Source organism: Caballeronia sp. LZ024 (assembly GCF_031451455.1).
Taxonomy (GTDB): Bacteria; Pseudomonadota; Gammaproteobacteria; order Burkholderiales; family Burkholderiaceae; genus Caballeronia; species Caballeronia telluris.
In genome coordinates this window covers 2,696,587-2,709,225 of record NZ_JARUXL010000001.1, presented here as the reverse complement: position 1 = coordinate 2,709,225, position 12,639 = coordinate 2,696,587, and the positions used below count along the sequence as shown (strand labels likewise).

General features: G+C 65.7%; 8 protein-coding genes. 4 read left to right on the top strand and 4 right to left on the bottom strand.

What is annotated here, in order from left to right:
* Positions 1-9 precede the first annotated feature (9 nt).
* Positions 10-984, bottom strand: coding sequence for a helix-turn-helix domain-containing protein (locus tag QCE48_RS12165; protein ID WP_404983178.1), 975 nt, complete (start codon positions 982-984; stop codon positions 10-12).
* A gap of 102 nt (positions 985-1,086) precedes the next feature.
* Here QCE48_RS12165 and QCE48_RS12160 point away from each other — a divergent pair, with 102 nt between their 5' ends.
* Positions 1,087-1,713 carry an isochorismatase family protein gene (locus tag QCE48_RS12160; protein WP_309787573.1) on the top strand — a complete coding sequence of 209 codons (627 nt, stop codon included), beginning with the start codon at positions 1,087-1,089 and terminating at the stop codon, positions 1,711-1,713.
* On the opposite strand, the gene QCE48_RS12155 is transcribed toward QCE48_RS12160, so the two are convergent.
* Positions 1,693-2,340, bottom strand: coding sequence for a TetR family transcriptional regulator (locus QCE48_RS12155; protein ID WP_309787575.1), 648 nt, complete (start codon positions 2,338-2,340; stop codon positions 1,693-1,695). The two genes, QCE48_RS12160 and QCE48_RS12155, sit on opposite strands and share 21 nt — an antisense overlap.
* Before the next feature lie 436 nt (positions 2,341-2,776).
* Here QCE48_RS12155 and QCE48_RS12150 point away from each other — a divergent pair, with 436 nt between their 5' ends.
* Genes QCE48_RS12150 through QCE48_RS12140 form a run of 3 tightly spaced genes read left to right on the top strand, consistent with a single transcriptional unit; the run spans position 2,777 to position 8,888 of the window.
* Positions 2,777-4,048 (top strand): efflux RND transporter periplasmic adaptor subunit, encoded by a 1,272-nt coding sequence (locus QCE48_RS12150; RefSeq protein WP_309787577.1) that lies wholly within the window; start codon positions 2,777-2,779, stop codon positions 4,046-4,048.
* A 15-nt stretch (positions 4,049-4,063) separates the two neighbouring features.
* On the top strand, positions 4,064-7,255 hold the full coding sequence (locus QCE48_RS12145; protein WP_309787580.1) for an efflux RND transporter permease subunit: 3,192 nt from the start codon (positions 4,064-4,066) through the stop codon (positions 7,253-7,255).
* A 1-nt stretch (position 7,256) separates the two neighbouring features.
* On the top strand, positions 7,257-8,888 hold the full coding sequence (locus QCE48_RS12140) for an efflux transporter outer membrane subunit (RefSeq protein WP_309787582.1): 1,632 nt from the start codon (positions 7,257-7,259) through the stop codon (positions 8,886-8,888).
* Between the two features lie 82 nt (positions 8,889-8,970).
* Here the strand turns inward: QCE48_RS12140 and QCE48_RS12135 are convergent, their stop codons facing one another.
* Together QCE48_RS12135 and QCE48_RS12130 are read right to left on the bottom strand one after the other, a co-directional pair.
* The gene (locus tag QCE48_RS12135; RefSeq protein ID WP_309787584.1) at positions 8,971-11,073 is read right to left on the bottom strand and encodes a PhoX family phosphatase; all 2,103 of its coding nucleotides are present in this window, start codon (positions 11,071-11,073) and stop codon (positions 8,971-8,973) included.
* A gap of 158 nt (positions 11,074-11,231) precedes the next feature.
* Positions 11,232-12,605: a nucleobase:cation symporter-2 family protein gene (locus QCE48_RS12130; RefSeq protein WP_309787586.1), complete on the bottom strand. Its 1,374-nt coding sequence runs from the start codon at positions 12,603-12,605 to the stop codon at positions 11,232-11,234.
* Positions 12,606-12,639 lie beyond the last annotated feature (34 nt).

Here is a 12,639-nt window from a genome sequence, read left to right as displayed (position 1 = left end):
GCGCGCCCGCTAATTTCCCCGAAACTCCCGCCGATACGTCGACGGCGACGTCTTCAGCGTCTGCGCGAACTGCTGGCGCAGCGTCGCGCCGGTATTGAAGCCGCACGCTTCGGCGATCCGGTCGATCGGAAGGTCGGTGGTTTCCAAAAGCCGCCGCGCCAACGCGATGCGTTCGCCCTGCAGCCACGCGCCCACCGTCGCGCCCGTCAGCCGGTGAAAACGCCGCGTGAACGTGCGCCGGCTCATCGCGACGCGCGCCGCGAGCGCGTCGAGCGAATGCGGCGTCGCGAGATTGCCGCGCAGCCAGTCGAGCAACTCCGTGAGACGGTCGCCGTTCGCGTGCCGCGGCAGCGGCTCTTCGACGTACTGCGCCTGCGAGCCCTGCCGGTGCGGCGGCACGACGAGCCGCCGCGCGACGTGATTCGCGGCTTCGGCGCCGCACAACTGCCGCAGCACATGCAGACAGCAGTCGATGCCCGCCGCCGTTCCCGCCGACGTGGTGAGCGTCGCGTCATCGACGTAGAGCACCTTCGGATCGAGCCGCACGCGCGGATAGCGCCGCGCGAAGTCGTCGGCCCAGGCCCAGTGCGTGGTCGCGACGCGGCCGTCGAGCAAGCCCGCCGCCGCGAGCACATACGCGCCGAGGCACAGGCCGATCAAATGCGCGCCGCGCGCGTGGGCGGCCCGCAGCGCGTCGAGGAGGGCGGCGGGCGGCGTCTCGGCGGGATCGCGCCAGCTCGGGACGATCACGATGTCGGCGTCGGCGAGGGCGTCGAGCGCGTGATCGGCGGCGATCGTGAAACCCGCGGTGGTCGAGAGACGCCCCGGTTCGGCCGCGCAGACGCGAAACTCAAAGCACGGCAGGCCGGCGTCGGTGCGGTTTTCGCCGAACACGATGCACGGCACCGACAGATGAAACGGGCTGATCCCGTCGAAGGCGACGACGGCGACAACGGACATTGGCTGACTCCCGGCGCGTGACATATTGGCCCGATTCTATCGCTGTCTGGCTATCGGGCCACTTACGCCCGCACGCGCGGGCCGCGAGAATGACGTCATTGCCAGCCAGTTCGAGGAAATGAAACCATGCCGCGCCGCGCGCTCATCGTGATCGATGTCCAGAATGAATACATCACCGGCAATCTGCCGATCGAATATCCGGATGTGAACGTCTCGCTCGCTAATATTGGCCGGGCGATCGACGCCGCGCATGTGCATCGCGTGCCGGTGGTCGTCGTGCGGCAGGTCGCGCCGGCGACTTCGCCGCTGTTCGCGCACGATTCGCACGGCGCCGAGTTGCACGAGGTGGTCGCGAGCCGCCCGCACGCGCACCAGATCGACAAGGCGTTGCCGAGCGCCTTCGCCGGCACGGATCTCGCCCACTGGCTGACGGAGCACGAAATCGACACGCTCGTGATCGCCGGCTACATGACGCACAACTGCGACGATTCGACGGTGAAGCACGCCGTGCACGCGGGTTTGTCGGTGGAATTTCTCTGCGACGCGACGGGCGCCGTGCCCTACGAAAACCGCGCCGGCCGGGCGAGCGCGGAGGAAATCCACCGCGTCTTCACGGTGGTGATGCAGTCGCGTTTCGCGGCGGTGCTCACCACCGCCGAATGGATCGCCGCGCTCGGCACGGGCGAGGCACCCGCGCGCGATTCGATCTACGCGTCGAACCAACAGGCGCGTTCAGGCCGCGCCGCGGGTTGAACGCAGCGCCGGACTGAAGCGCAGCGAGTCGAAGCAGGCGTCGATCAGCCGTTCGGCGTCGCGCTCCAGATCGACGCCTTCGGGCAGCATCAGCGAGTCGTGCAGGATGCCGGTGAAAAGCGCGTGGAGGATGGTCGTGGCCTGCCGCGTGTCGAGGTCGGCGGGAAGCTGGCCCTGCGCGATCGCGTTGACGAGCCCGCGCTCGATGCGCTCGATCCCTTCGCGCATGTTGTTCTGATGCCGTTCGCGCACCGGCCCCATGTCCTCGACGAACTCGCATTTCAGAAAAAGGATGTCGAACACGCGCCGGCGCTGCTCGTCGAGCGCGATGTTGCGCATGCACCAGACGAAGATGTCGCGCATCCGGCCGAGCGGATCGGGTTCCTTGCTGTCGAGCGACGCGACGATCAGTTCGTCGAGCGGCATGAGACTGCGGTCGAACATGGCGGTAAACAGGTCGCCCTTGTTCGCGAAATGCCAGTAGATAGCGCCGCGCGTGACGCCGGCTTCCTGCGCGATGTCGGCGAGCGTGGTGCGCGACACGCCTTTGTCGTAGAACACGCGCTCCGCCGCATCGAGAATGCGGTTGCGCGTCAACTGCGCTTCTTCCTTGGTTCGTCTGACCATATCCTGCGGCCGTGGCCGTCCTCTCCTGCTTCGCTGCGATTGCCTGACCCCTGCGGTTGCAGCGGCGTCAAATGTTTGTCGAAGGTAATCGATACCTTTGAGGGGAATCCGCTCCTGCACTCCATCCCAAATTAATTTCGTCACTTATACATTCGTTCATGAATGTATATACAATACCATCCGTCGATCCATGACCCAAGTCATGTCGAACGGTTAATATCCGACAAGCTTTCAATCCAACCGCCCGATTCAGGCCGTCCCTCCGGCCGGAAGGCGCCATCAGAGCGCCGCGCGCGGGCACGAACGGTGAGTCGGCGCCGGCTGTTTGCCTGCCAGCCGGCTGTTGGTCAGCGTCATCGAGACGCTCGTGCGCGGCCTGCCCGTAGAAGGCGGCCGCGCACTTATTTCAAACTCAGTCTTAGACAGAGGTCGCTCCATGCGCGTCGAACGGGTTCCATTCCGCTTAATCAGTGCCGCGACGGCTGCCTTGTTTCTTGCAGCCTGCGGACAAAAACAATCGGCACCTCCGCCGCAGACGCCCGAAGTGGGCGTCGTCACCGTCCAGCCGACCACCGTGCCCGTCGTGGCCGAACTACCGGGCCGAACGAGCGCGTTCCTGAATGCACAGGTGCGCGCGCGGGTCGACGGCATCGTGCTGCGCCGCGAGTTCACCGAAGGTGCGGACGTGAAGGCCGGCCAGCGCCTCTACAAGATCGATCCGGCGCCCTACATCGCGGCGCTGAACAACGCCCGGGCGACGCTGGCGAAGGCGCAGGCGAACGTCGCGACCCAGAACGCGCTGGTCGGGCGCTACAAGGTGCTCGTCGCGGCGAACGCGGTCAGCAAGCAGGACTACGACAACGCCTTCGCCGCGCAGGGCCAGGCGGTCGCCGACGTCGCAGCCGGCAAGGCCGCCGTCGATACCGCGCAGATCAACCTCGGCTACACCGACGTCGTCTCGCCGATCAGCGGCCGCACGGGACTCTCGCAAGTGACGCCCGGCGCATACGTGCAGGCGAGCGCGGCCACGCTGCTTACGACCGTGCAGCAGCTCGATCCGGTGTACGTGGACCTGACGCAGTCGAGCGTCGAAGGTCTCAAGCTGCGCAGGCAGATCCAGGAAGGGCGCCTGCAGACGCAGGGCATCCACGCGGCGAAGGTGACACTCGTGCTCGAAGACGGCCGCGTCTATCCCGAAGCCGGCAAGCTCCAGTTCTCCGACGTGAGCGTCGATCAGGGCACGGGCTCCGTCACCGTGCGCGCGATCTTCCCGAACAAGGACCGCGTGCTGCTGCCGGGCATGTTCGTGCGCGCGCGCATCGAGGAAGGCGTGAACGACCGCGCGCTCGTCGTGCCGCAGATCGGCGTGACGCACGACCAGAAGGGTCAGGCGGTCGCGCTCGTGATCGGCCAGGGCGACAAGGTCGAACTGCGCACGCTCGTGACCTCGGGCACGCACGGCAACAACTGGGTGGTCGACAGCGGGCTGAATCCGGGCGACCGCGTGATCGTGAACGGCGTCGAGAAAGCGAAGCCGGGCATGACGGTCAAGCCGGTGGCGGCTCAACTGCCCGCCCAGCCTGCCTCGGACGCACAAGCGGCGGCTCTATCCAATGCATCCGGCGCGCCCGCCGCGAGCGGCGCGCAGGGCGCCGCGAGCGGTGCAGCGGGGGCGTCGAGCGCTCAGGCCGCGTCCGGCGCGCAATAACAGGGAGCCTGTTTCATGGCAAAGTTTTTTATCGATCGTCCGATCTTCGCCTGGGTGATCGCCATCATCCTGATGCTGGCGGGGATCGCGTCGATCTTCAACCTGCCGGTCGCGCAGTACCCGACCATCGCGCCGCCTGCGATCCAGATCAGCGCGACGTACCCGGGCGCCTCGGCTTCGACCGTCGAAAACACGGTGACGCAGGTGATCGAGCAGCAGATGAGCGGTCTCGACCACTTGCTGTACCTGTCGTCGACGAGTGACGACTCCGGCACCGCGACCATCACGCTGACGTTCGCGGCCGGCACGAATCCGGACATCGCGCAGGTGCAGGTGCAGAACAAGCTGCAGCTCGCGACGCCGCTTCTGCCGCAGGCCGTGCAGCAGCTCGGCACGAAGGTGACGAAGTCGAGCAGCAGCTTCCTGCTCGTGATGGCGTTCGTCTCCGAAGACGGCACGATGAGCAAGTACGACCTCGCGAACTACGTGGCGTCGAAGGTGCAGGACCCGATCAGCCGGATCGACGGCGTCGGCACGGTCACGCTCTTCGGCTCGCAGTACGCGATGCGCGTGTGGCTCGACGCGACCAAGCTGACCAACTACAGCCTCACGCCCGTCGACGTGAAGACCGCGATCACGAACCAGAACGTGCAGGTCGCGGGTGGCGGTCTCGGCGGCACGCCGTCGGTGCCGGGCCAGATGTTGCAGGCGACCATCACGGAAGCCACGCTGCTGCAAACGCCCGAGCAGTTCGGCAACATCCTGCTGAAGGTGAATCAGGACGGCTCGCAAGTGCGCCTGAAGGACGTGGCGCGCATCGAGCTCGGCGGCGAAAACTACAACTTCGACACGAAGTACAACGGCGCACCGACGGCCGGCTTCGGTATCCAGCTCGCCACGGGCGCGAACGCGCTGCAGACGGCGAAACTGGTGCGCCAGAAGATCGACGACCTGTCGAAGTACTTCCCGCACGGGCTCGTCGTGAAGTATCCGTATGACACGACGCCGTTCGTTAAGCTCTCGATCGAGGAAGTGGTCAAGACGCTGATCGAAGGTATCGTGCTCGTGTTCCTCGTCATGTACCTGTTCCTGCAGAACCTGCGCGCCACGCTGATCCCGACGATCGCCGTGCCGGTGGTGCTGCTCGGTACGTTTGCGATCATGTCGATCGTCGGGTTCTCGATCAATACGCTCTCGATGTTCGGTCTCGTGCTCGCCATCGGCTTGCTGGTGGACGACGCGATCGTGGTCGTGGAAAACGTCGAGCGGGTGATGGCGGAAGAGGGCCTCTCGCCAAGAGACGCCACGCGCAAGGCGATGGACCAGATCACCGGCGCGCTGATCGGCGTGGCGCTCGTGCTCTCCGCGGTGTTCGTGCCGGTGGCGTTCTCGGGCGGCTCGGTCGGCGCGATCTACCGGCAGTTCTCGCTCACGATCGTCGCGGCGATGGTGCTCTCGGTGCTCGTCGCGCTCATTTTGACGCCAGCGCTCTGCGCGACCATTCTCAAGCCGATCCCGCAGGGCCATCACGACGAGAAGACAGGCTTCTTCGGCTGGTTCAACCGCACCTTCGCGAAGAGCCAGACGAAGTACCACAGCGGCGTCGAGCACGTCATCAAGCGCTCGGGCCGCTGGCTCATCATCTATCTGGTGGTGATCGTCGCGGTGGGGATGCTGTTCATCCGGCTGCCGAAGTCGTTCCTCCCCGACGAAGACCAGGGCACGATGTTCGTGCTCGTCCAGGCGCCGGTCGGCTCGACGCAGGAGCGCACGGCCAAGGTGCTCGTCGACGTGCAGAACTATCTGCTGAACGACGAGAAGGCGATTGTGGAATCGGTGTTCACGGTGAACGGCTTTTCGTTCGCGGGCCGCGGCCAGAACTCCGGTCTGGTGTTCGTGCGGATGAAGGACTACGCGCTGCGGCAGTCGAGCAACGAGAAGGTGCAGGCGCTCGTCGGGCGGATGTTCGGCCACTTCGCGGGCTATAAGGACGCGATGGTGTTCCCGGTCAACCCGCCGTCGATTCCGGAACTCGGCACGGCCTCGGGTTTCGACTTCGAGTTGCAGGACCGGGCGGGCGTCGGTCACGCGAAGCTGATGGAAGCGCGCAACATGCTGCTCGGCATGGCGGCGAAGGACCCGTCGCTCGCGCAGGTGCGTCCGAACGGCCTGAACGACACGCCGCAGTTCAAGGTCGATATCGACCGCGAGAAGGCGAACGTGCTCGGCGTGACGGCTGCCGACATCGACCAGACGTTCTCGATCGCTTGGGCGTCGCAGTACGTGAACAACTTCCTCGACGTCGACAACCGGATCAAGAAGGTCTACGTGCAGGGCGAACCGCGCTTCCGCATGAATCCGGAAGACCTGAACGCGTGGTACGTGCGCAATGCGTCGGGCGGGATGGTGCCGTTCTCCGCGTTCGCGACGGGCCAGTGGATCTTCGGCTCGCCGAAGCTCGAACGCTACAACGGCATTTCGGCGGTCGAAATCCAGGGCGCGGCGGCGGCGGGCAAGTCGACCGGCCAGGCGATGACGGCGATCGAGGCGATTGCGGCGAAACTGCCGGCGGGTATCGGCTACGAGTGGACGGGGCTGTCGTATCAGGAACGCCAGTCGGGTTCGCAGGCGCCGATTCTGTACGGCATCTCGATCCTCGTCGTGTTCCTGTGTCTCGCGGCGCTGTATGAAAGCTGGTCGATTCCGTTCTCGGTCATCATGGTGGTGCCGCTCGGCGTGCTCGGCGCGCTGCTCGCCGCCACGCTGCGCGGTCTGGAAAACGACGTGTTCTTCCAGGTCGGCTTGTTGACCACGGTCGGTTTGTCGGCGAAGAACGCGATTCTGATCGTGGAATTCGCCCGTGAACTGCGCATGCAGGGCATGTCGACGATCGAAGCCGCGGTGGAAGCGGCGCGGCTGCGGCTTCGCCCGATCCTGATGACGTCGCTCGCGTTCATTCTCGGCGTGCTGCCGCTCGCGATCAGTAACGGCGCGGGCTCGGCGAGCCAGCACGCGATCGGCACCGGCGTGATCGGCGGCATGCTCACGGCGACCTTCCTTGCCATCTTCATGATCCCGATGTTCTTTGTCGTGATCAGCAAGTTCAGCAAGAGCAAGGACACGCCGACACCGGGCACGCACGCGGATATCCAAGGCCCGCACGGCGGCAATGGCGGCAATGGCGGTGCGCCCAAGGAAGGACATTGAAATGCTTAGACAATCTTTGATGGCGACAGCCGTCGCCGCGGCGCTCACCGTGCTCGTGGCCGGCTGCACGTTCGAGCCGAAGTACGCGCGGCCGGCCGAGCCCACCACGTCGACGTTCCCGGAAGGCGGCATCTACAGCAACCAGCCGACTTCGTCGTCGAGTGCGAGCAACGGCCGCACGGCGAACAACCTCGCGGCGCCCGACATCGGCTGGCGCGATTTCTTCGCCGATACGCGCTTGCAGCGCATCGTCGAACTCGCGCTGAAGAACAACCGCGACCTGCGCGTCTCGGTGCTCAACGTCGAGGCGGCGCGCGCGCAGTACCAGATCACGCGCGCCGCGCTCCTGCCGACGATCGACGCGGTCGCGAGCCAGAGCAAGCAGCGCACGCCGCGCAATCTGTCGTTCTTCGACCAGACGATCTCGAACACGTATTCGGTCGGGCTGAACGCGTCGTGGGAAATCGACTTCTTCGGGCGCATCCGCAGCCTGAAGGATCAGGCGCTCGCGCAGTACCTGTCGACGGCCGAATCGCGCAAGGCGGCGGAGATCGCGCTGGTGTCGTCGGTGGCGGACCAGTATCTGCAGATGCTCGCCGTCGACGATCTCTTGACCGTCACGCGCAATACGCTCAAGACGGCCGAGGATTCGTACCGCATCACGAAGCTGCAGTACGACAACGGCGTGGGGTCGGAGCTCGACGAGCGTCAGGCGGAAGGCGTGGTCGAACAGGCGCGCGCCAACCTCCAGACGGAAATGCGTCTACGGGCGCAGGCGGAGAACGCGCTGGTGCTGCTCGTCGGCGAACCGCTGCCGGCCGATCTGCCGACGGGTCTGCCGCTCGACAGCCAGAATCTGCTCTCCGACATTCCGGCCGGCTTGCCGTCCGATCTGCTCGTGCGCCGGCCCGACATCGCGGCGGCCGAGCAGTCGCTGCTCGCGGCGAACGCGAACATCGGCGCGGCGCGCGCGGCGTTCTTCCCGCGCGTCTCGCTGACGGGCAGCTTCGGCACGCTGTCGCCGACGCTCGGCGGTCTGTTCAAGCCGGGCTCGGCGGCGTGGTCGTTCGCGCCGCAGATTTCGGTGCCGATCTTCGAGGGCGGCACGAACATCGCCAACCTCGATCTGGCGCAGGTGCAAAAGCGTATCGAGATCGCGAACTACGAGAAGGCGATCCAGAACGCGTTCCGCGAAGTGGCAGACGGGCTGGCTGCGCGCGGCACCTTCGACGACCAGATCAAGGCGCTAGAACGCTTCACGAGTTCGCAGAGCCGGCGGCTGGAATTGTCCGATTTGCGATATCGGAACGGGGTCGACAGCTATCTCGCGGTGCTGACGGCACAGACCGATCTCTACAACGCGCAGCAGTTGCTGATCAATGCGCGCCTGCAACGGCTGACGAATCTCGTCGACCTGTATCAGTTCCTCGGCGGCGGGTGGATCGAGCACGCGGGCGATCAGCCGCGTCCGGCCGACGCGCCGGTCGACTACGGTTCGACGGCGCCGGCCGCTCCGGCTTCGGGAGCGGTGGCTGCGTCGTCAGCGACGGTTTCGCAGATGACGCCCATCGAACGGTTGCTGCCGCGCGCGCCGCAAGCCGAGTCGGCTCAGAAGGCCGGCGCGCCGGGCTGATTTCGCCGGACGCGCAGGACAAAAAACCGCAGTCTCGAAAGAGGCTGCGGTTTTTTTGCTTTTCAGCGAGACGAGGCGTGGCTCAGACCCCGATCGCTCCGCCGTCGTCCTTCGTGATGAAGATCGTCGCCGATCGCGGACGCGCCGTGCTCGCGGCGTTCCCCTGGCTGTCCGGCCAGTGGCTCGTGAGCGTCGACGCCGTCCCGCCTTCGCCCGGATGCTGGATGTTCACCATCAGCGTCTTGTTGTCGGGTGTCATCGCGATCCCGGTCAGTTCGCACTCTTTCGGCCCGACCAGAAAGCGCCGCAGGTTCTGCTCGCCCGGATTCGCGCCCTTGAACGTCGCCGTGCCGCCGCCTGCGGTAATCGCGCCGCCATCGCCGACCTGGCCCGGCGTCGCCGCGAGCAGCATGCAGTTCGTCGTGGACGTGTAGGCGCCGTCGTCGGTTTCGATCCACAACACGCCGCGCGAGTCGAACCAGAGGCCGTCAGGGCTCGAAAAGTCGTTGTTGTCGGTGAGCGCGGAGATGTTGTAGCCCGGCGCCTCCGCCGACGGCGATCCGAACAGGTACACGTCCCACTGGAACTGGGTCGCGTCGGCGCGCCCGTTCGCTTCGCGCCAGCGCACGATATGGCCGTTCACGTTGCCCGGGCGCGGATTCGCCGCATCGGTCGCGCTTTGCGGGCGCACGGCGGCCGTGCCGTTGGTGAGCGTCACGTAGACCTCGCCGTTCGCCGGATGCACGGCCGTCCACTCCGGCCGGTCCATCTTCGTCGCGCCGACGATGTCCGCCGCGAGCCGGGTGTCGATCAGAATGTCCGCGTCGCTCGCAAACGACGCGAGCGCGGCATTCGACCTCGACAGTGCAAGCCAGTTGCCGGTGCCGTCCGCGTTGAATTTCGCGACGTAGAGCGTGCCTTCGTTCAGATACTTCGCGCCAGCGGCGAGGCCCTTGTCGGCGGCGGACCACGGCGCCTTCGACACGAACTTGTAGATGTATTCGTTGCGGCTGTCGTCGCCCATGTAGAACACGAGCGGCTGGCCTTCGACCGGGTTCGCCGGCTGGCATCCTTCGTGTCCGAAACGGCCGAGCGCGGTGCGCTTGACGGGCGTGGAGGCCGGATCGAACGGATCGATTTCGACGACCCAGCCGAACGTGTTCGCGACGTTGCGATAGTCGGAAGAACCGTCGGCAGCGGACGTCGACGACGTGTCCCAGCGCCGGTACAGGTCGCCCTCCGGCGTGCTCCAGCCGTAGTTGCCCGACTGTCCGGCCTTCACGCCGTAGCGATCGAGGCTCTTCGCATCGGCGCGCGCGGTGTCGGCGGCGGCGCGCCTGAAATAGCCGGCCCAGTTTTCCTCGCAGGTGAGATACGTGCCCCACGGCGTGTAGCCGTTCGCGCAGTTGTTGACGGTGCCGCGCGTGGCGGTGCCATCGGCGGCGTAGAGCGTCTTCATGCGCGCCGAGCCCGCGGCCGGTCCTTCGATCGCGAAGCGGCTCGCCGCCGTGAGACGCCGGTTCAGGCGCGAGCCGCGCACGTAAGCCAGCGCGTTGCCGGTCGAGCGCTTCAGTTCCAGCACGCTGACGCCGTGGCAGTTCACTTCCTTGTCGACTTCGGCGGCGGGGCGCGCGCCCGCGACCGTCGTCGGACCGGCTGCGTGCAGGTAAGCCTGGGTGATGTTCTCGTGGTTCACGCAGAGCACGCCGCGATCGGAGCGCGAGGCGGCGTAGGTGCCGTCGTCGGCGAGACCGAAGAAGTGCATGCCGTCGTGATGATCGCCCGCACGGCGTTCGTAGGATTCCGCACTCTCCGAGCCGTTGCCCGGCCAGCTCAGATCGCCGAACTGCTGCGGGTCGCCGAGCGCATACAGCACGCCGACGCTATAGCCCGCCGGCACCTTCACGATGTCGTCGAGGCTGTGGCCGACCGCGCCGAAGTTGAGCGTCGCCTTCGTGACGGGCGGCTTGGTCGGCGCGGCGGCATTGTCGTCGGAACTGCCGCACGCGGACAGCGAAAACGAGCCGAAGAGGGCGGCCGTCGTCGCGGACAAACCGCCGATCACCGTCTGGCGGCGGCTCAGGCGGGCGTTCAGGATGTCGGTGAAATGAAAGTTCGCGCTAGGATTGTCGTCGTCGGATTCGGTGTAGGTCTCGGGCTTGTGGGCGTAGCGGTTGTGGCTCATTGTGGATTTTCCGAGGGGAAGAAGAGTCCACGAATGTAGGCCGTCTGTATGGAAATAATATTACAAAGTACTTTCTCGTTATCGGGTTCATCCCAAACGCAAAACGCCGCGACTTTCGTCGCGGCGTTTTGCGTTTTCACTCGTTCGCCGTTGCGGCTTTACTTCGCTTCCGTCGCCGTTCCGTCGAAATCGTGACCCGCGTGACGAATCTCGCGACGCGCATCGCGTTCCTTTTTCACGCCGTTGAAGATGATGTTCAGCACTACCGCCGACACCGACGCCAGCAGAATCCCGCTATGCAGAATCGGTTCGAGCGCGTGCGGCAGTTGCGAGAAGAACTTCGGCGCGACGACCGGCACCATCCCGAGGCCGATGCTCACCGCGACGATGAACAGGTTGTGGTGATTCTTCACGAAGTCCACTTTCGACAGCACCTTGATGCCGTTCGCCGCGACCATCCCGAACATCACGATGCCCGCGCCGCCGAGCACGAACGGCGGCACCGAGGCGACCACCTGCGCCATCTTCGGAAAGAGGCCGAGCACGACGAGGATCACGCCGCCCGTCGCGCAGACGAAGCGGCTCTTCACGCCCGTCACGCCGATCAGTCCGACGTTCTGCGAAAACGACGTATGCGGGAACGAGTTGAAGATGCCGCCGATCAGCGTGCCGAGTCCGTCGACGCGCAGTCCGCGCACGAGCGCCTTCTGGTCGACCGGACGTTCCACCAGATCGCCGACCGCGAGGAACATGCCGGTCGATTCGATGAAGGTGACGAACATCACGATGATCATCGTCGCGATCGAGAGCGGGTCGAAGTGCGGCAGGCCGAAGTGGAACGGCAGCACGACGCCGACCCACGGTGCGTGCGCGACGCCGTCCATGTTGACGAGGCCGAGTGCCGCCGCGATCGCGAAGCCCGCGACCATCCCGAGCAGCACCGAGATGTTCGCGATGAAGCCGCGCATGAACTTGTTGATGAGCAGAATCAGCATCAGCACGACGAGCGACAGCAGCAGATACACCGGATTGCCGTACTCGGGATTGCCGATGCCGCCCGCCGCCCAGTTGATCCCGACGCCCATCAGCGAGAGCCCGATCACCGCGATCACGGTGCCGACCACGACCGGCGGGAAGAAGCGCAGGAGCTTGCCGATCATCGGCGCGAGCAGGATGCCGACGACACCCGCCGCGATCGTCGAGCCGAACACGTCGAGAATGCCGAGGCTCGGATTCGTGCCGATCGCGACCATCGGGCCGACCGCCGCGAACGTGCAGCCCATGATGACCGGCAGGCGGATGCCGAAGATCCAGAGGCCGAGCGTCTGGATCAGCGTGGCGATGCCGCACGAGAACAGGTCGGCGCTGATGAGAAACGCGATCTGGTCTTTCGGCAGGTTCATCGCGGCGCCGAGGATCAGCGGAACCGCGACCGCGCCTGCGTACATCACGAGAACGTGCTGAATGCCCAGCGTGAGCAATTGTCCGGTGGGTAGCCGCTCGTCGCACGGATGCACGGTGTTCGAAGCCATATGCTGTCTCCTGATTGCTGTTCTGATTGAGTGG

Coding starts and splice junctions, on each gene's coding strand:
- QCE48_RS12165 (WP_404983178.1), bottom strand. CDS start 984: ATGTCACGCGCCGGGAGTCAGCCAATGTCCGTTGTCGCCGTCGTCGCC.
- QCE48_RS12160 (WP_309787573.1), top strand. CDS start 1,087: ATGCCGCGCCGCGCGCTCATCGTGATCGATGTCCAGAATGAATACATC.
- QCE48_RS12155 (WP_309787575.1), bottom strand. CDS start 2,340: ATGGTCAGACGAACCAAGGAAGAAGCGCAGTTGACGCGCAACCGCATT.
- QCE48_RS12150 (WP_309787577.1), top strand. CDS start 2,777: ATGCGCGTCGAACGGGTTCCATTCCGCTTAATCAGTGCCGCGACGGCT.
- QCE48_RS12145 (WP_309787580.1), top strand. CDS start 4,064: ATGGCAAAGTTTTTTATCGATCGTCCGATCTTCGCCTGGGTGATCGCC.
- QCE48_RS12140 (WP_309787582.1), top strand. CDS start 7,257: ATGCTTAGACAATCTTTGATGGCGACAGCCGTCGCCGCGGCGCTCACC.
- QCE48_RS12135 (WP_309787584.1), bottom strand. CDS start 11,073: ATGAGCCACAACCGCTACGCCCACAAGCCCGAGACCTACACCGAATCC.
- QCE48_RS12130 (WP_309787586.1), bottom strand. CDS start 12,605: ATGGCTTCGAACACCGTGCATCCGTGCGACGAGCGGCTACCCACCGGA.